The sequence below is a fragment of the Rathayibacter iranicus NCPPB 2253 = VKM Ac-1602 genome (genome assembly GCF_003149025.1).
GTDB lineage: Bacteria > Actinomycetota > Actinomycetes > Actinomycetales > Microbacteriaceae > Rathayibacter > Rathayibacter iranicus.
In genome coordinates, this window is the sequence record NZ_QGDV01000004.1 from 195450 (window position 1) to 212160 (window position 16711).

Consider the following 16711-nt stretch of genomic DNA (forward strand, 5'->3'; position numbering starts at 1 on the left):
TTTCGACGTCCGTCCCTGACTCAGGGGCGTCGACGCCGTCGACACGAGGGAGTTCCACCGCCATGCACCAGGGTCTGGCCGAGCGGTGGAACTCCATTTCGCTACGAACAAAGATCACGGCCGTCACGGTCCTGTTGTTGACCCTTGGCCTGCTCGTCTCGGGTATCGGCACCATGACGATGCTCAAGCCGCAACTCGTCGCGCAGCTCGATGCGCAACTGGCGGACCAGGTGCAAAAGACGGCGAGCGAACTCTCCGTCCGCGATCTAGCCGCCATCGACGACTCCAAGGCCGACTTCGGCGCGGTCTACGACCAGTACGGCGGTTTAGACAACACGAACGCCTCCGGCGCTGCCGATCCGGCGTTCCCGAAGACCTTCACGCTCGAGCAAGCCCTACAGGGCGGCGACAAGCCGATGGAGATCTGGAGTTCGAACGGCAAGGTCGAGTACCACGTCATGTCGACGGTATTCACGAGGGGCGCCGAATACCAGACTCTCCTGCTCGCCGTGTCGACCCGCGACGTCGACAACATCATGACGATCTACCTCACGATCTTCCTCGGCTTCGGGGTCGCGATTGTCGTCATCGGCGCCCTCCTGACACGCCTGCTCGTCACGACCACGTTCGCTCCGCTGCGCGAGGTCGAACAGACAGCAGCTGCCATTGCGGATGGCGACTTCAGCCAGCGTCTCGACGGGACGACCCCCAATACCGAAGTCGGTCGACTCAATCGCTCGCTCAACGCGATGCTCGGACGCATCGACTCGGCCTTCCGAGACCGCGCGCGCACGATCGATCAGATGCGCCGATTCGTCGGCGATGCGAGCCACGAACTGCGTACGCCCCTCGTCTCCGTTCGCGGGTACGCGGAGCTGTACCGAATGGGTGCTCTCCAAACACCCGAGGCGGTCGGCCAGGCGATGGAACGCATCGAGAAGGAGGCAATCCGGATGGGCGGCCTCGTCGAGGACCTCCTCGAACTCGCCCGCCTCGACGAGACCAAACCGCTCGCCCTCGCCCCCGTCGACCTGATGCCGCTCGCCCGCGACGCCGCGATGGACGCGATGGCCTCCTGGCCGGACCGCGACTTCGGAGTCGAGACCCGCGATGACACGCCGGTTGAGACCCCGGCCCTTGAGCACGAAGAGGACGATTTCGTCCCGCCGCAGACGATCGAGTTTGCCAATCCAGGACTCACCGGCCCGATCGCTGCAGCCGGAGCACGCCTCGCGCGCTTTCGTCGCCGTCCCCGCAGGGTGAAAGCCGAGGAGATCGCGGCCGGAGCTGCCGTTGCCGTTCCCGAAGACGCGGGCGCACCCGCGTTGGTGATGGCCGAGGAGAACAAGATTCGCCAGGTTCTCACTAATCTGATCGGCAACGCCGTCCGCTACACCCCCGAAGACACTCCGATCGAGGTCGGCGTCGCCGTTGACCGCTCACGGCGGCTAGCACTGCTGGAGGTTATCGACCACGGCGAAGGAATCCCTCCCCAAATCCGCGAGAAGATTTTTCAGCGCTTCTGGAGGGCCGATACGTCGCGCACTCGAGAAACGGGCGGCAGCGGCCTCGGTCTGGCTATCGTGTCCTCGATCGTCACCGCACACAAGGGCCGCGTCGACGTCGTCGAGACACCGGGAGGCGGCGCAACCTTCCGCGTCGCCCTGCCGCTGCTGACAGTCGGGCAGAACGGCGAGACGTCCCCCGCCTCCGTCTGATCGGTCGGCGCCGCGCGCCCCTCTGCATAGCGGATGCCGTACCGCGCGCCTGATCCCGAATCCCGCCGTGTACGCGGCCCACGTACGTGCGAGGCGACCGCGCTCATCCGCTCGCCGGCCGCGCCCCGCAGAAGGCGGCTCCTCCGAAGAGGAACCGCCTTCTGCGTGGTGAGGGGCCGGACTTAGAAGTCCATGCCGCCGGTCGGGTCGCCGCCAGCAGCGACCGGGTTCTTCTCCGGCTTGTCGGCGACGACGGCCTCCGTGGTGAGGAAGAGGCCGGCGATCGACGCTGCGTTCTGCAGAGCGGAGCGGGTGACCTTGACCGGGTCAATGATGCCTGCGGCGATGAGGTCGACGTACTCGCCGGTCGCGGCGTTGAGGCCCCAACCGGTCTGCAGCTCGCGAACCTTGGCGGCGACGACACCCGGCTCGAGACCGGCATTCAGAGCAATCTGCTTGAGCGGAGCGTCGATGGCGACGCGCACGATGTTCGCACCGGTCGCCTCGTCTCCGACCAGCTCGAGCTTCTCGAAGGCGAGCTTGCCGGCCTGGATGAGGGCGACGCCACCACCGGCAACGATGCCCTCTTCGACGGCTGCCTTCGCGTTGCGAACGGCGTCCTCGATGCGGTGCTTGCGCTCCTTGAGCTCAACCTCGGTCGCCGCTCCGGCCTTGATGACCGCGACACCGCCGGCGAGCTTCGCGAGACGCTCCTGGAGCTTCTCGCGGTCGTAGTCGCTGTCGGTGTTCTCGATCTCGCCGCGGATCTGCGCGACACGACCTGCAATGGCCTCGGCGTCGCCGGCACCCTCGACGATCGTGGTCTCGTCCTTGGTGATGACGACCTTGCGGGCCGAGCCGAGCAGGTCGAGAGTGACGTTCTCGAGCTTGAGGCCGACCTCCTCGGAGATGACCTGACCGCCGGTGAGGATCGCGATGTCCTGGAGCTGCGCCTTACGACGGTCGCCAAAGCCGGGGGCCTTCACAGCGACCGACTTGAAGATGCCGCGAATCTTGTTGACCACCAGGGTCGCCAGCGCCTCGCCGTCGACGTCCTCGGCGATGATCAGCAGCTGCTTGCCCGCCTGGATCACCTTGTCGACGACGGGGAGGAGATCCTTGATGTTCGAGACCTTGGAGTTGACGATGAGGATGTAGGGGTCCTCGAACACCGCCTCCTGGCGGTCGGGGTCGGTCACGAAGTACTGCGACAGGTAGCCCTTGTCGAAGCGCATCCCCTCGGTCAGCTCGAGCTCGGTGCCGAAGGTGTTCGACTCCTCGACGGTGACGACACCCTCCTTGCCGACCTTGTCGATCGCCTCGGCGATGATCGCGCCGATCTCGGGGTCCGCGGCGGAGATGGAGGCGGTCGCCGCGATCTCCTCCTTGGTCTCGATGGCCTTCGCACCAGCGACGAGTTCGGCGGTGACAGCCTTGACGGCCTTCTCGATCCCCTTCTTGAGGCTGATCGGGTCGGCTCCGGCCGCGACGTTGCGCAGGCCCTCGCGGACGAGCGCCTGGGCGAGGACGGTCGCGGTGGTAGTTCCGTCGCCAGCGACGTCGTCTGTCTTCTTGGCGACCTCCTTGACGAGCTCGGCGCCGATCTTCTCGTACGGCTCGTCGAGTTCGATCTCCTTGGCGATGGAGACGCCGTCATTCGTGATGGTGGGAGCGCCCCACTTCTTCTCGAGGACGACATTGCGGCCGCGCGGGCCGAGGGTGACCTTGACCGCATCGGCCAGAGTGTTGAGTCCACGCTCGAGGCCGCGGCGGGCTTCTTCGTCAAAAGCAATGATCTTGGCCATGTGTGTTTCTCGTCCCTCCCGGACGTCGTGAAGTTTCAGTGCTGGCACTCGACTGGAGCGAGTGCCAGGACCGATTCTGGCACTCGCGGTGGACGAGTGCAAGCGACCGTGGCGCGCTCCGCACGGAAAAGGAGCCGCCGCCCGCACGAGGCGGACGACGGCTCCCTGAAGCCTCGCGGCTAGACCGGACGGACCGATTCGGCTTGCGGCCCCTTCGACCCCGTGCCGACCTCGAACGCGACCGGCTGGCCCTCCTCGAGGACCTTGTATCCCGACATGTCGATGGCGGAGTAGTGGACGAACACGTCCTGCCCACCGCCGTCGACCGTGATGAAGCCGTAGCCCTTCTCAGCGTTGAACCATTTGACGGTTCCGTTCGCCATCTCTGTACTCCCCAGTGCTGTTCTGCCCGCGGCGCGAGCCATGCGCTCGTACCTGGTTGGGAATACTAATCGGACGATCCGTCCGCTGACGGGCCCGGGAAGGCTTCGCAGCGAAGAGTTGCCCGGGATTCAACACGGAGGAAACGTGCCCGTAACAGAAGGGGCCGGGATCAACCCTGCTTGGCGGCGAAGTCAGCACCGAGCACCACGACCACGGTGCCCGTCTCGGCGAAGTCCTGCGAGAGCGTCAGCGTCCCCACACCGAGCGAGTCGGCGAGACCGAGCGCAGCACCCTCGAGTGCCGGATCGGTGTAGTAGATGGTCGTGACCGTCACGTCCTCGGTATTTGCGTTGGCCACTGTCGGGACGCTCCAGCCGGCGGCGGTGAGGGCGCTGCTTGCCTTGGCAGCGAGCCCAGCGGTGGCTGTTCCGTTCAGCGCCGAGACACCCAGGGTCGGATCGACGGTCGCCGCGGTGGTCGGCGTCGCTCCGGCGGTCGGCGCCGTGAACACGTCCGTGAACTCCACGCGATCGTCGATGACGAGCAGTCCGATGAATCCGAGGAGGACGATCACTCCGGTGGCTAGCGCCGCCCATGCGAACGCGATGGCCCGCGCATGCGGGGCGGGCGGCCGACGATGCGCGCCGACGCGACCCTCCGTCGCTAGGGCCTCATCGAAGCGGTCTGTCGGATGCGTGTTCGACATCGGGGGTGCGGCCGGCCTTCCGTTGGGGGACTCGAGCAACTCGTCTACTCGAGAGGCCCGAGACGACGCGCGGCGCGGGCGCCGGCGCGCTGGTCGCGGATGCGCTGCAGCCGCTTCACGAGCATCGGATCGTGCGCAAGGGCAGCCGGTGAGGCGAGCACTGCGCTGAGCACCTGATAGTAGCGGGCAGCCGAAAGTCCGAACTGGGAACGAATCGCGTCGTCCTTATCGCCCGTCCGTGCGGTCCACTCGCGCTCAAAGGCGAGCACCCGCAGGTCGCGCTCGGACAGGCCGGTGTCGCAGCTCGGGTCCGTCGTCCTGCTCATTCCCCCAGGGTAGGGAAGAAGGGCGGAACGGATGCGGAGGCGCTCCGAAGCATGCGGATGCGCACGATTCCGCCTTCGAGACGCGGCGCGCAGGGAGGTGCTGAGCCCGGTCGTCGTCTCGCTGCTCGCGGAGGAGGACGTCGGTGCGCAGGCGGGCGAAGTCGTCGGCGTTGTCGGTCGAGAGTTCGCTCCACGCCGTCGAGATCACGGAATGTGCTTCAGTGGATCGCAGTTGAGGAAAGCGGAGGGGAGCTATCTCCCCCCGTACACTGGCGAGAATTCCGAGGGAGACCCATGTCGTCGTATTCCGTGAACAAGACCGACGCCGAATGGCGGGAGGAGCTCGACCGCGACCGGTACTCGGTCCTGCGTGAGGCCGCCACCGAACGTCCGTGGACCGGCGAGTTGCTCGACGAGCACCGCTCGGGCCTCTATACCTGCGCCGCCTGCAACGCCGAGCTCTTCACGAGCGGCACCAAGTTCGACTCCGGCTGCGGCTGGCCCAGCTTCTACGAGTCGGTAAACCCCGACGCGGTCCAGTTGATCGAGGACAGCACACTCGGCATGGTCCGGACCGAGGTACGGTGCGCGAACTGCGGCTCACACCTGGGCCATGTGTTCCCCGACGGTTTCGGCACGCCGACCGGCGACCGGTACTGCATGAACTCCATCGCGATGAACTTCCAGGCCGAGGGCGAGTGACCGCGCCCCACTCCCCCGTGCTCGAAGCCGTCCTCGCGCGCCGATCGCGCTCGAAGGTCACGGCCGAGGCCCCGGGGCACGACGAGATCGCGGCGTTCATCTCGGCGGCGTCGCGACTCGCCGACCATGGTTCACTGCGTCCGTGGCGGGTCATAGAGATCCGCGGCGCGGCGCGCGACCGGATCGGGCGCAGCTTCGCCGCGGCCTCGGGCGAGAAGAAGAACCCGCAGAAATACATCGAGAAGACGCACCGCGCCTCCCTTCTGCTCGCCGTCGTGGTAAGCGTAAAGAAGTCGAAGGTGCCGGCCTGGGAGCAGGAGGCCGTCGCCTCGGGCGTCGCGCACCTCCTGAGCCTGCTGCTCGACGAGGCCGGGTGGGGCGTCTTCTGGCGCACCGGCTCGTATACGCGCGCCAAGGCGGTTCGGAAGGCGCATCGCCTCGAGAAGGGTGAGGAGCTGCTCGGCTGGCTCTACGTGGGCCGGCCCGACGGCAAGATCGGCGGGCCGAAACGGCCAGCACCGGCCGAACGACACCTCAGCGTCCTCGAGCCCTGAGCGCCGGCCGCGCGCCCCGGACGACATGCCGTCGAGGCCCGCGATAAGGTGGCTGAGCGCGAGAGCGTACCTGCCGACGTGGCGCAATTGGTAGCGCACCCGACTTGTAATCGGGCGGTTACGAGTTCAAGTCTCGTCGTCGGCTCCCCATGACGAAGGCCCCGCCTGCGCACTGCGCGGACAGGGCCTTCGCGCATCCGTCTATCCGGCGGCAGCGACATCCGTTCCAGGCAGAAGACCCGAGGTGTCACACTCCGTCACGGCACGTACCCAGCTCACGAACCGGGAGTCATCGATACAGCTGTTCACCGCGGCGGTGTCCTCGACTCCCGCCCGCGCGGCGTAGTTCTTCAACTCCTACCTGCCTCCGACATTCACCGGCGACCGCTTCGTCACCCGGCGTGCGCAGCGCATCGCCGAGCCGGCGCAGGAGCCCCTCTAAGCCGTCAAGCCCGCCTGCTGAGCGGCGGCACGGCCGACTCGTCCATGTCTCGCAGAATTGCGTTCATGGCCAGCTGCACCTCAATCGCATACGTCTGCCACATCTCAGTGCCGGGGTCCTCCTTGAGCTTCCGGAGTCCCTCGTCATCGCGTTTGACGTGGTCCGCCCACAGTTCGGGCAAGCGTTCTTTCCCGAGGAGCCCGATCAGCGTGAGCGCTTCGGCTCCCATTCGCTTTCGCTCGTGGGGATCGGTCGATCCACCGCGGACCTGGTTCTCGAGCAGACGAGTGGCGGCCGTCAGTTCGACTTGGAGGCGGGCCTGTCGTGCAGCTGCCGCTCGATCGGCGTCCGCGATGGAGCGGGCGTTTCGCCGGTCGAGTGCGGACACCACCAGCGCGATGATCGATGCGACGACAGCAGCGAGCACGGCCGTAACCTGGATGGCGTTCGAGAACTCAGTAGGACTCATGCCGCGACCCTAGAACATCACGCTCCCGCCGGTCCCATTCTCGAGGACGTCCTGGCTACGCTCAGCCACACCAACAAAACTCTCGCTTCATCCCGCCGAGAGAGAGAGGCGAGCCCTCCATATTCGCTTCATCGCAGGCTAGGAGCCGCTGGCTCCACGACGTTCCTCTGATCGCTGAAGCGCACGAGGACCCAGACTGCCGGGCGCCCTCTAAAGGCGCCGGAACCCGCGTCGAAGGTACACCTCCCACCTGCTGCGCTCTGCATCAGCGACGGAACGATCCGCGTGAGGTCCTGCCGCGAACACGTCCTGCCACATCAGGCTCGGTCGCGTGAGGTCGACCACACGGTACATCGTCGTTCCGTCGACCTCTTCTTCCAGCACCTGCACGTTGATTTGGGCATCCATCTTGTGAGGTTACAGAGCCGGTCCAGACTCTGACGGTAGTCGGCCTCACGATTGGCGAATGTCTCACTCGTGGACCCCGATGTCGATGGTCACCCGTTCAGTCTGGCCGGTCGAGTGGCGGGTCACGGACCGCACCGAGGATCTGAAGTGGATCCGGCTCATCCATTACCAGGGTCGCCCGACGTTCGTCTACGTGACGAAAGACGGCTGGGTTGTCGCTGGCCGAGACCGCCTCCGCGACGTTGCAGGCGCGTTCCCCGCGTGGAAGTGTGCGGTCACGAGTCGTAACTGAGTCATAATCACACGTCGATGGTCACCGATCTCAAGCGATTCACAGTGACGTAGGTGCCTCGCCACTGTCCTGCGATGGCGCGCGTTTTCAACCCGTCGTCAGGTGGCGTGATCTACGTGACGAACAATAGATAGGAATGGGCGGTTACGAGTTCAAGTCTCGTCGTCGGCTCCCCATGACGAAGGCCCCGCCTGCGCACTGCGCGGACGGGGCCTTCGCGCATCCGTCTATCCGGCGGCAGGTGCAGGCTCAGTCGAGGCCGGAGCCGGCGAGGACGTCGGCGCGGGCGTGCCCGACGAATAGGACTGGGCGGCAGCCGAGAGAACAAACGAGCTGAACGCATCGGGATCGGTCAGCGAGCCGGAGTATGACCCGCCGTTCACGAGCACAATCGGTGTTCCCGTCGCGGCTGGAACATCCGTTCCGGGCAGGGGACCTGAGGTGGCGCGCTCCGTCGCGGCGCGAACCCAGCTCACGAACCGGGAGTCATCAATGCAACTGTTCACCGCGGCCGTGTCCTCAACTCCCGCCTGAGCGGCATAGTTCTTCAGCTGATCGTCGGAGAGGCCGTTGGTTCCCTCCGCGGGCTGATTCTTAAAGAGCAGCGAGTTGTAGTCGAAGAAGGCGTTCGGCTGAGTGTCAGCGACGCAGGCGGCGGCGTTAGCTGCACGCTCCGAGTACTTTGTCCCATTCGAGCGGGTCGTGAGAATGGCGATGGGGTGAATCTCGACGGTCGCGGCTCCGCTTGTCACCCACTCCTTGATTTGGTTACCGTTGGTCTTCTCGAATTCACCGCAGTAAGGGCAGAGGTAGTCAAGGTAGACCCTGATGTCGACCGTGCCGGACGAGGTGTCGAGGACGCTCGGGGTCGGCGTTCCCTCGGCGGGCAGTGAGGGACTGGTCTGAGCGACCATGTTCTCGCCGATGACCACGCCGTCGCTGGCCATGTTGGCCGGACCAGGCCCCGCCGGGCGGATGCTCGAGCTGACGGCGAAGACCACGATCGCGACAATCGCGATCACAACGACGGCCAAACCTCCCTGCAGGGCGATCCGACTCACGCGGTCTCGGCGCTTCTGCTGCTCGCGGAGTCGGCGCGCCTTTTCTCGGGCAGCCTCTCGTCGCTGGTTCTTCGAAAGACGGTCGTGGGCTCCGTCGTTGGTCATGACAAGGACGCTCCGAATGAGAGGGGGAAAGGGGAAGGGGTTGCCGCCGGGGCGCGACTCGCCGGAATCCTACGCGCGAGCCCTGGGAAACTTCCAAACGGTGCCCACCTGCAAGCGCCGGTCCCTCTGGGGCCCGTGGCATACTGAGACGACTGGTCACTGTCGCCCAGGCGACGATGACCATCACTTCCATTCACTCGGATCGTCCGGCACGTACCTGCCGGTGAAGGAGCAAGAACAATGGCGTCCGTAACTTTCGACCACGCATCCCGCGTCTACCCCGGGGCCACGCGTGCATCCGTCGACAAGCTCAACCTCGAAGTCGGTGACGGCGAGTTCCTCGTGCTCGTCGGTCCTTCCGGCTGCGGCAAGTCCACCTCCCTCCGCATGCTCGCCGGCCTCGAAGAGGTCAACGAGGGACGCATCCTGATCGGCGACCGCAACGTCACGGACGTTCCGCCAAAAGATCGCGATATTGCGATGGTGTTCCAGAACTACGCCCTGTATCCGCACATGTCGGTCGCAGAAAACATGGGCTTCGCTCTCAAGATCGCCGGTGTCAACAAGGATGAGCGCGCGGCGCGTGTCCTTGAGGCGGCGAAAATGCTCGACCTCGAGCCCTACCTCAACCGCAAGCCCAAAGCCCTGTCGGGTGGTCAGCGCCAGCGCGTCGCGATGGGCCGCGCGATCGTTCGCAAGCCGCAGGTCTTCCTCATGGACGAGCCGCTGTCGAACCTCGACGCCAAGCTCCGGGTCTCAACGCGCACTCAGATCGGCACCCTCCAGCGCCGCCTCGGCATCACGACGGTCTACGTCACCCACGACCAGACCGAGGCACTGACCATGGGCGACCGCATCGCGGTGCTGAAGGACGGAGTCCTCCAGCAGGTGGGGACACCCCGCGACCTCTACGAAAACCCGAACAACGTTTTCGTCGCCGGATTCATCGGCTCGCCCGCGATGAACCTCTTTCACGCGGACGTCACAGACGGCGGCGTCAACTTCGGCGATACGGTCCTCCCGATTGCCCGCGAGGCGCTCGCGAAGGCGAGCCAGAAGGTCGTCACGCTCGGTGTGCGCCCCGAGGACGTCACCGTCTCGACTCAGCCCGGCGGCCTGCCGATCGAAGTCGACCTTATCGAGGAGCTCGGCTCGGACGGCTACCTCTACGGCCACACGGAGGTCGAGGGCCGCCGGACCGACATCGTCGCGCGCGTCGACGGACGCGTCCACCCCACCGCAGGCGATCGCGTCTACGTGACCGCAAACCACCGCGTGCACATCTTCGACGCGGAGTCGGGCGAGCGCCTCTCCTGAGTCGGCGCTCCTCCCACGCACACGCTGCCGCCGTCCTCCCAGGGCGGCGGCAGCGCCCGTTCGGCCTTCTCCTCCGTCCGCCTCCCCCTTCTTCCGACACGAACGGCGCACAATGTCCGGCTCCCTGAACATCACCTCGGCCACTGTCGACCCGGCCCTGCTCGACCTACCCTGGAACCTGCGCTTGGACGACTGGCCAGACGAGTACATCGCCGCGCTGCCCAAGGGCATTTCGCGGCACACCGTCCGGTTCGCACACCTCTCGGGACACGTGGTCGCCGTCAAGGAGACCACCGCCGAGATGTCGCGGCGCGAGTACGAGATGCTTAAGACCCTGCAGCGCCTCGACGTGCCGTGTGTCGAGCCCGGCGCCGTGATTATCAACCGGACGGACGACGAGGGAGAAGCGCTCCCAGCGGTACTGGTCACCCGCCACCTAAAGTTTTCCCTGCCCTATCGCGCGCTCTTCTCGCAGACACTCCGCCCCGATACCGCGACTCGTCTCGTGGACGCTTTGGCGCTCCTCCTCGTACGACTGCACGTGATCGGCTTCTTTTGGGGCGACGTCTCGCTCTCGAATACTCTCTTTCGCCGCGACGCGGGCGCCTTCGCGGCTTACCTCGTTGACGCCGAGACCGGGCAGCTCTACTCGGGCGGCCTGTCAAACGGGCAGCGCGAGAACGACCTCGAAATTGCGCGCGTGAACATCGCCGGCGAACTGCTCGATCTGGAGGCCGGCGGCCGCATCGACGACGATCTCGACCCGATCACGGTGTCGGATGGGATCGTCGCCGCCTACCGGAGTCTGTGGAAGGAGCTGACCGGCGCCGAGTCGTTCTCGACGTCAGAGCGCTGGCGCATCAATGATCGGGTCAACCGTCTGAACAACCTCGGGTTTGACATTGAGGAGCTGGCAATCAAGACGGATGACGCCGGATCGACGGTGCGAATCCAGCCCAAAGTCGTCGACGCGGGCCACCATCAGCGACGCCTCCTGCGTCTTACGGGACTCGACGCACAAGAGAACCAGGCGCGACGCCTCCTGAACGACCTCGACTCGTACACGGTCACCTATGACAAGCAGAACCTGGACGAGGAGATGGTGGCTCACGAGTGGCTGGCGCAGGTGTTCGAGCCGGTCATCCGCTCGATCCCGCGCGAACTCAAAGGGCGGCTGGAGCCAGCGGAAATGTTCCACCAGCTGCTCGAGCACCGCTGGTTCATGTCGCAACAGCAAGCGCGCGATGTCCCCCTGGCGGAGGCCGTCACCGCCTACGTCAACGACATCCTGCGTTACCGCCGCGACGAGGCAACGGTTATCGCTTCTGCGACTGAGGCGTTGACGCTGCCGAACCTCGTCATCGACGAGTCCGGCGACGCCGAGCTGACGGACGAGGACGCTGACGTCGACTGGACGAAGAATATCTAACTCGGACGAGTGGGGCCCGTGCGGCTGCGGCACGGGCCCTCGTCGCGTCCGGGCGACTACTCGCTTGAGGCGCGGAGCTTCGAGATCTCGTAGAGCGCGACCGAGGCCGCGATACCGGCGTTGAGCGACTCCGTCGCGGAGCTGATCGGGATCGAAACGACCGCATCGCACTGCTCGGCGACGAGGCGCGAGAGGCCCTTGCCCTCGCTCCCGACCACCACCAGGAGCGGACGGTCGGCAAGCTCGAGTCCCGGCAGGGCGACGTCGCCGTCGCCGTCGAGCCCGATGACGAAAACACCCTCGCGCTTGAAGTCTTTGATCATCGCGGTGAGATTCGATGCCATCGCGACAGGAATCCGCGCGGCGGCGCCCGCCGAGGTCTTCCAGGCCGCCGACGTGAGACCGACCGAGCGGCGCTGCGGAACGATAACGCCCTGCCCGCCAAACGCGGCGACGGAGCGAATGATTGCTCCGAGATTGCGTGGGTCAGTGATGCCGTCGAGCGCAACCAGGAGGGGGACGGCGCCGCGCGAGACGCTGCGCTCGAGCAGATCGCTGGGGTGGGCATACTCGTAGGGCGGCACCTTGAGCACGAGCCCCTGATGCACGGAGTCGATTCCAGCGAGACGATCGAGTTCGGGGCGCATGACTTCGAGCACGGGAAGGCCGCGCGCGGTGGCGATCTTGAGCGCCTCCTTGACCCGGTCGTCCATCTCGATGCGGGTCGCCAGATAGAGGGTGGTCGCCGGGATGCTGGCGCGCAGCGCCTCAAGGACGGAGTTGCGGCCCGTCACCATCTCGAACTCGTCCCCACTCTTGGGCTTACGTGAGGACGCCGGGCGCCCCTGGCCGCGGGCCGCTGCCGAGAGTGCTCCTCCAGGACGGCCCTTTCCTCCTGCAGCGACGAAGCGGTCGCGCGCCAGCTTCGCTTTGCCTGCCGGGTGGTAGGGCCGGTCCTCGGCCTTTGGGGTGGGCTTTTTGCCTTCGAGAGCCTGACGACCCTGACCGCCTGATCCGACGGCCTTGCCCTTGCTCTTCTTTCGGACCGCTCCGGGGCGGCCGGGCTTATTCGCCATCAAGACTCCAATGCGCACCCGTCTGGGTGTCTTCGATCGTGATTCCCGCCGCGGCGAGATCGGTTCGGATGCGGTCGGCGCTCGCCCAGTCGCGCTGCTCCCGCGCGGTCTGACGCTCAGCTACCAGGCGGTCGACCAGCACGCTGAGCGCACGGTACGAGGGCTCGTCGCCGGAGCGCGCCCACTCGGGCGCCTCCGGGTCGATGCCGAGCACACCCGCCATCGCGAGCACCTGGGTGCGCAGGGCCGAGACTGTGCTGAGATCCTCGGCGTCGAGGGCAGCGTTGCCAGCCCGCACAGTCTCGTGCAGGACACCGATGGCCTGCGGGACAGAGAGGTCGTCGTCCATCGCGTCGGCGAACTCCTGGGGTACGACCGGCTCGCCGAGGGCAGCGAAGCGCGTGCCCTCGAGCCGGCGGCGGGAGCGGTCGAGGAAGCCCTCGATCCGTTCGAGCGCTGCGTCGGCCTCTTCAAGAGCACCGTCGTGGAATTCGAGGGTAGAACGGTAGTGAGCCGAGCCGAGGTAGTAGCGGACGACGAGCGGCCGCGCCGAGCCGAGCAGTTCCGAGGCAAAGACGGAGTTGCCGAGGGACTTGCTCATTTTCTGGCCGGTCACCGAGACGAGTCCGTTGTGCAGCCAGTAGCTCGCGAAGGCGTGGCCGGCCGCACTCGACTGCGCGAGCTCGTTCTCGTGGTGCGGGAAGCGCAGGTCCAGTCCGCCGCCGTGAATGTCGAACTGCGTGCCGAGGTACTTCGTCGACATCGCGGAGCACTCGATATGCCAGCCGGGGCGACCGGGGCCCCAGGGCGACGGCCACGAGGCGGACTCCGGCTCGTCGGGCTTGGCTCCCTTCCAGAGCGCGAAGTCGTGTGGGTCGCGCTTGCCGCGCGGGTCGGCGTCGGTCGCCGCTTCCATGCTCTCAAGCCGCTGCCGAGTGAGGGCGCCGTAGTCGAGCCAGGAGCGCGTGTCGAAGTACACGTCTCCCGACGGATCGGACGCCGGGTAGGCGTGTCCGCGCTCGATCAGGGTCTGGATGAGGGCAATCATCTCGGCGATGCTCGCGGTGGCGCGTGGCTCATAGGTTGGCGGGAGTATTCCCAGTGCTGTGTAGGCGGCGGTGAACTCGAGCTCGACACGGTAGGCCAGCGCCCACCACTGCTCCGAGGGGGCGCCCTCTGGAGCCCGACGACGCGACTCCTCGGTGAGCGCCAGAATCTTGTCATCGATGTCGGTGACATTGCGCACGAGCGTGACCTGATAGCCACGGTACGTCAGCCAGCGGCGCAGCTGGTCGTAGGCGAGCGCTGAGCGGAGGTGGCCGATGTGCGGCGAGGACTGCACGGTGGGTCCGCAGACGTACATCCCGACCTCGTTCTCGCGGAGGGGAACGAAATCGACGAGGGCCTGAGCCTTCGAGTCATGCAGTCGCAGAGTCACGCGGGCGAGTTTACCGGGCGTACTGGGCCGACCCTTGCCGGGGCTACGGGCTGTGGATTACCTGGCGCTTGCGGGACTGGGGAGGACCAGTGCGGTCGCTGTCGCGGCCACTCCTTCTCCGCGGCCAGTGAATCCCAGCGCATCAGAGGTCGTGGCGGCGACACTGACCGGGGCACCGAGAAGCCTCGACAGCAGGCGCTGCGCCTCCTCCCGCCGCGGCGAAAACGTCGGGCGGTTACCGATCAGCTGCACCGCCACGTTGCCGATCGTGAAGCCGGCGGCCTCGACCAGCTCTCGGGTGGCGCGGAGGAAGACCTCGCCGTGAGCGTTCTCGAAGCGCGGGTCGGCGGTGCCGAAGCGTGAGCCGATGTCGCCAAGCCCGGCGGCGGCCAGCAGTGCGTCGCAGATCGCGTGGGCGACGGGATCGCCGTCGCTGTGTCCCGAGAGCCCGCCCTCCCCAGGCCAGTGCAGGCCGGCGAGCCAGAGCGGCGAGTCGTCGTCAAAGGCGTGCACGTCGGTGCCGATACCCACCCGCGGCACGATGACGGCATGCGCGGGAGCGAGGATCTGCTCCGCTCGCGCAAGATCCCAGGGCGTCGTGATCTTGAAGGCGAGCGGATCCCCGTCGATGACGACGCAGGCCCCGCCCTGAGAGGCGAGCAGTGCAGCGTCGTCGGTGAACTCCTCCTCGGTGTCGGCGTAGGCCTCGTCGAGCAGGTCTCGCGGGAAGCCCTGCGGCGTCTGCACCGCCGCGAGCTGCGAGCGATCGACCGTGCCGAGGATCACACTGTCCGCGTCGATCCGCTTGATGGTGTCGGTGACGGGAAGACCGGGGATCACTCCGCCTCCGCTCGCGCGTACCGCCGCGATAACGCGCTCGAACTGGCGAAGCGGAGTGAGCGCGCGCGCGGCATCGTGGACGAGGACCACGTCGATGCTCGGAGCGAGCGTCACGAGACCACGGGCAACCGACTCCTGCCGGGTGGCGCCTCCAGCGACGACGTTCACGGTGCCGTCAGCCGCACCGGCGGTCCGGGCCAGCGCGATCGTCTCGTCGATGAGGGTGGTGGGCGCCACGATGACGATCTGCACGGGCTCGGCGAGCATGAGCACGGTGCGGAGGCTGCGCTCGAGGATCGTCGTCCCCGCGCACTCGACGTAGGCCTTGGGCCGCTCGCGCCCGAGCCGGGTGCCGCTGCCGGCGGCGACCAGGACGACCGCCACGGTGGGTGGAGTAGTCAGCGTGCTCAGGATGCGAGAACCTCGTCAAGGAGCAGCGACGCTGCATCCTCGTCAGTCTTTTCGGCGAGGGCGAGCTCGGAGACCAGAATCTGCCGGGCCTTCGCGAGCATGCTCTTCTCACCCGCCGAAAGGCCACGATCGCGGTCGCGGCGGGTGAGGTCGCGGACGACCTCGGAGACTCTCACGACGTCGCCGGAGCCGAGCTTCTCGAGATTGGCCTTGTAGCGGCGGGACCAGTTCGTGGGCTCCTCGACGACCTCGGCGCGCAAGACCTCGAACACGCGTTCCACGCCCTCGCGCCCGATAACGTCACGGACGCCCACCAGATCGACGTTGTCGGCGGGAACCTCGATGACAAGGTCGCCCTGGGCGACTCGGAGCTTGAGGTAGGTCTTCTCCTGGCCCTTGATCGTGCGGGTCTTCACCTCGGCGATCGTGGCGGCTCCGTGATGGGGATAGACGACTGTCTCTCCGACCTCGAACTGCATGCGACGTCCTTTCAGCGGCGGATAGACTAACATGCGCACCAAGCAGGAGGAGGGCCGGCCAGGCGGGGCCGCAACTCTCGCTACGCTAGCCTGGTATCGGCTCGTGCACAGTGACTCCGCCCTGTCCGGGGCGAGCAGGGCCGACGATCTGGAGGATCCTGTGAAGGCGCGTATCGCTGCATCCGTCGTTCTCGCGGTCGGCGTCGCCCTCGCTACCGCCGGCTGCAACCTGGTCGCTCCGCAGGCGACTCGCAAGATCTACGACCCCAGCGATGGCGTCGGTGCGACAATCGGCGATCTTGCCATCCGCAACGCGATGATCATTTCGGACGACGGCGAGCTGGGCACCCTTGTCGTGACATTCGTGAACTCCACCGACGAGTCGCTGAGCGTCGAGGTGCAGTATGAGGGTGCCGCGGGCCGCACGAACGACACCGTCGATGCCGTCCCCGGCCGCACAGAGGTCCGCCCCGATAGCACCGAGGCAGTCCAGATGGATGGCATCGACACGATCCCGGGAGGTCTCCTCCCTGTCTATTTCCAGTACGGCTCTGAAGAGGGCAAGGAACTCCTGGTCCCCGTCCTCACGAACGCCCTCGAGGCCTACTCGACGCTGACCCCCGCACCCTCCGCGACTCCCACCCGCACCCCAACACCAAACCCCGCCCTGACGGCGCTCCCCACCCCCACGTCCGACCCCGGCGTCGACGCCCCCACCGAGTAGCCTCCTCCCCCTTTTCTTTCTTTCC

General features: G+C 66.5%; 18 protein-coding genes and 1 tRNA gene. 8 read left to right on the forward strand and 11 right to left on the reverse strand.

Annotated features, from left to right (window positions below; all coding sequences use genetic code 11):
- The first annotated feature begins 62 nt into the window (after positions 1 to 62).
- A complete protein-coding gene (locus tag B0H03_RS06830; RefSeq protein WP_104265065.1) occupies positions 63 to 1718 on the forward strand; it encodes a sensor histidine kinase in 1656 nt (551 codons plus the stop codon).
- A 182-nt stretch (positions 1719 to 1900) separates the two neighbouring features.
- Here the strand turns inward: B0H03_RS06830 and groL are convergent, their stop codons facing one another.
- The 4 genes from groL to B0H03_RS06850 form a co-directional block, all read right to left on the reverse strand.
- On the reverse strand, positions 1901 to 3523 hold the full coding sequence (groL, locus tag B0H03_RS06835) for a chaperonin GroEL (protein WP_104265066.1): 1623 nt from the start codon (positions 3521 to 3523) through the stop codon (positions 1901 to 1903).
- A 179-nt stretch (positions 3524 to 3702) separates the two neighbouring features.
- The gene (locus B0H03_RS06840) at positions 3703 to 3906 is read right to left on the reverse strand and encodes a cold-shock protein (protein WP_104265067.1); all 204 of its coding nucleotides are present in this window, start codon (positions 3904 to 3906) and stop codon (positions 3703 to 3705) included.
- A 170-nt stretch (positions 3907 to 4076) separates the two neighbouring features.
- Positions 4077 to 4613, reverse strand: a complete 537-nt coding sequence (locus B0H03_RS06845) for a LytR C-terminal domain-containing protein (protein WP_104265068.1) — start codon at positions 4611 to 4613, stop codon at positions 4077 to 4079.
- A gap of 44 nt (positions 4614 to 4657) precedes the next feature.
- Positions 4658 to 4939: a DUF3263 domain-containing protein gene (locus tag B0H03_RS06850; RefSeq protein WP_104265069.1), complete on the reverse strand. Its 282-nt coding sequence runs from the start codon at positions 4937 to 4939 to the stop codon at positions 4658 to 4660.
- 294 nt (positions 4940 to 5233) lie between these two features.
- Here B0H03_RS06850 and msrB point away from each other — a divergent pair, with 294 nt between their 5' ends.
- The 3 genes from msrB (at position 5234) to B0H03_RS06865 (ending at position 6340) form a co-directional block, all read left to right on the forward strand.
- On the forward strand, positions 5234 to 5641 hold the full coding sequence (gene msrB / locus B0H03_RS06855; RefSeq protein WP_104265070.1) for a peptide-methionine (R)-S-oxide reductase MsrB: 408 nt from the start codon (positions 5234 to 5236) through the stop codon (positions 5639 to 5641).
- On the forward strand, positions 5638 to 6195 hold the full coding sequence (locus tag B0H03_RS06860) for a nitroreductase family protein (protein WP_104265071.1): 558 nt from the start codon (positions 5638 to 5640) through the stop codon (positions 6193 to 6195). Before msrB ends, B0H03_RS06860 begins: the two co-directional genes overlap by 4 nt.
- Before the next feature lie 72 nt (positions 6196 to 6267).
- Positions 6268 to 6340, forward strand: a tRNA-Thr gene (locus B0H03_RS06865).
- Positions 6341 to 6641: 301 nt separating this feature from the next.
- Here B0H03_RS06865 and B0H03_RS06870 read toward each other — a convergent pair.
- Both B0H03_RS06870 and B0H03_RS06875 read right to left on the reverse strand, forming a co-directional pair.
- Positions 6642 to 7106 (reverse strand): hypothetical protein, encoded by a 465-nt coding sequence (locus tag B0H03_RS06870; protein WP_104265072.1) that lies wholly within the window; start codon positions 7104 to 7106, stop codon positions 6642 to 6644.
- 210 nt (positions 7107 to 7316) lie between these two features.
- Positions 7317 to 7514, reverse strand: coding sequence for a hypothetical protein (locus B0H03_RS06875; RefSeq protein WP_104265073.1), 198 nt, complete (start codon positions 7512 to 7514; stop codon positions 7317 to 7319).
- A 58-nt stretch (positions 7515 to 7572) separates the two neighbouring features.
- Between B0H03_RS06875 and B0H03_RS06880 the strand changes: the two genes are divergently transcribed.
- Complete coding sequence (locus B0H03_RS06880; protein ID WP_104265074.1) at positions 7573 to 7806, forward strand: hypothetical protein; 234 nt, start codon at positions 7573 to 7575, stop codon at positions 7804 to 7806.
- A gap of 227 nt (positions 7807 to 8033) precedes the next feature.
- Here the strand turns inward: B0H03_RS06880 and B0H03_RS06885 are convergent, their stop codons facing one another.
- The gene (locus tag B0H03_RS06885) at positions 8034 to 8972 is read right to left on the reverse strand and encodes a DsbA family protein (protein ID WP_104265075.1); all 939 of its coding nucleotides are present in this window, start codon (positions 8970 to 8972) and stop codon (positions 8034 to 8036) included.
- A 240-nt stretch (positions 8973 to 9212) separates the two neighbouring features.
- On the opposite strand from B0H03_RS06885, the gene B0H03_RS06890 reads away from it, so the two are divergent.
- Together B0H03_RS06890 and B0H03_RS06895 are read left to right on the forward strand one after the other, a co-directional pair.
- A complete protein-coding gene (locus tag B0H03_RS06890) occupies positions 9213 to 10289 on the forward strand; it encodes an ABC transporter ATP-binding protein (RefSeq protein ID WP_104265076.1) in 1077 nt (358 codons plus the stop codon).
- A gap of 112 nt (positions 10290 to 10401) precedes the next feature.
- Positions 10402 to 11718, forward strand: coding sequence for a DUF4032 domain-containing protein (locus B0H03_RS06895; protein WP_104265077.1), 1317 nt, complete (start codon positions 10402 to 10404; stop codon positions 11716 to 11718).
- A 56-nt stretch (positions 11719 to 11774) separates the two neighbouring features.
- Here B0H03_RS06895 and rlmB read toward each other — a convergent pair whose 3' ends face one another.
- The 4 genes from rlmB to B0H03_RS06915 are packed head-to-tail and all read right to left on the reverse strand — an operon-like array spanning position 11775 to position 15962.
- A complete protein-coding gene (gene rlmB / locus B0H03_RS06900) occupies positions 11775 to 12794 on the reverse strand; it encodes a 23S rRNA (guanosine(2251)-2'-O)-methyltransferase RlmB (RefSeq protein ID WP_104265078.1) in 1020 nt (339 codons plus the stop codon).
- Positions 12784 to 14232, reverse strand: a complete 1449-nt coding sequence (cysS, locus tag B0H03_RS06905) for a cysteine--tRNA ligase (RefSeq protein ID WP_104265079.1) — start codon at positions 14230 to 14232, stop codon at positions 12784 to 12786. The genes rlmB and cysS overlap by 11 nt, the downstream gene beginning before the upstream one ends.
- Before the next feature lie 57 nt (positions 14233 to 14289).
- Entirely contained in the window at positions 14290 to 15486 is a 1197-nt protein-coding gene (gene ispD, locus B0H03_RS06910) for a 2-C-methyl-D-erythritol 4-phosphate cytidylyltransferase (protein ID WP_181075055.1), read from the reverse strand.
- Positions 15480 to 15962, reverse strand: coding sequence for a CarD family transcriptional regulator (locus tag B0H03_RS06915; protein ID WP_104265081.1), 483 nt, complete (start codon positions 15960 to 15962; stop codon positions 15480 to 15482). The genes ispD and B0H03_RS06915 overlap by 7 nt, the downstream gene beginning before the upstream one ends.
- Positions 15963 to 15993: 31 nt before the next feature.
- Here B0H03_RS06915 and B0H03_RS06920 point away from each other — a divergent pair, with 31 nt between their 5' ends.
- Positions 15994 to 16686 carry a DNA modification methylase gene (locus B0H03_RS06920; RefSeq protein ID WP_109714856.1) on the forward strand — a complete coding sequence of 231 codons (693 nt, stop codon included), beginning with the start codon at positions 15994 to 15996 and terminating at the stop codon, positions 16684 to 16686.
- Positions 16687 to 16711 lie beyond the last annotated feature (25 nt).

What these genes read in the sequence shown, in the direction of transcription:
- B0H03_RS06830 (WP_104265065.1), top strand. Translation starts at nt 63, where the DNA reads ATGCACCAGGGTCTGGCCGAGCGGTGGAACTCCATTTCGCTACGAACA.
- groL (WP_104265066.1), bottom strand. Translation starts at nt 3,523, where the DNA reads ATGGCCAAGATCATTGCTTTTGACGAAGAAGCCCGCCGCGGCCTCGAG.
- B0H03_RS06840 (WP_104265067.1), bottom strand. Translation starts at nt 3,906, where the DNA reads ATGGCGAACGGAACCGTCAAATGGTTCAACGCTGAGAAGGGCTACGGC.
- B0H03_RS06845 (WP_104265068.1), bottom strand. Translation starts at nt 4,613, where the DNA reads ATGTCGAACACGCATCCGACAGACCGCTTCGATGAGGCCCTAGCGACG.
- B0H03_RS06850 (WP_104265069.1), bottom strand. Translation starts at nt 4,939, where the DNA reads ATGAGCAGGACGACGGACCCGAGCTGCGACACCGGCCTGTCCGAGCGC.
- msrB (WP_104265070.1), top strand. Translation starts at nt 5,234, where the DNA reads ATGTCGTCGTATTCCGTGAACAAGACCGACGCCGAATGGCGGGAGGAG.
- B0H03_RS06870 (WP_104265072.1), bottom strand. Translation starts at nt 7,106, where the DNA reads ATGAGTCCTACTGAGTTCTCGAACGCCATCCAGGTTACGGCCGTGCTC.
- B0H03_RS06875 (WP_104265073.1), bottom strand. Translation starts at nt 7,514, where the DNA reads ATGGATGCCCAAATCAACGTGCAGGTGCTGGAAGAAGAGGTCGACGGA.
- B0H03_RS06880 (WP_104265074.1), top strand. Translation starts at nt 7,573, where the DNA reads ATGTCTCACTCGTGGACCCCGATGTCGATGGTCACCCGTTCAGTCTGG.
- B0H03_RS06885 (WP_104265075.1), bottom strand. Translation starts at nt 8,972, where the DNA reads ATGACCAACGACGGAGCCCACGACCGTCTTTCGAAGAACCAGCGACGA.
- B0H03_RS06890 (WP_104265076.1), top strand. Translation starts at nt 9,213, where the DNA reads ATGGCGTCCGTAACTTTCGACCACGCATCCCGCGTCTACCCCGGGGCC.
- B0H03_RS06895 (WP_104265077.1), top strand. Translation starts at nt 10,402, where the DNA reads ATGTCCGGCTCCCTGAACATCACCTCGGCCACTGTCGACCCGGCCCTG.
- rlmB (WP_104265078.1), bottom strand. Translation starts at nt 12,794, where the DNA reads ATGGCGAATAAGCCCGGCCGCCCCGGAGCGGTCCGAAAGAAGAGCAAG.
- B0H03_RS06915 (WP_104265081.1), bottom strand. Translation starts at nt 15,962, where the DNA reads ATGCAGTTCGAGGTCGGAGAGACAGTCGTCTATCCCCATCACGGAGCC.
- B0H03_RS06920 (WP_109714856.1), top strand. Translation starts at nt 15,994, where the DNA reads ATGCGCACCAAGCAGGAGGAGGGCCGGCCAGGCGGGGCCGCAACTCTC.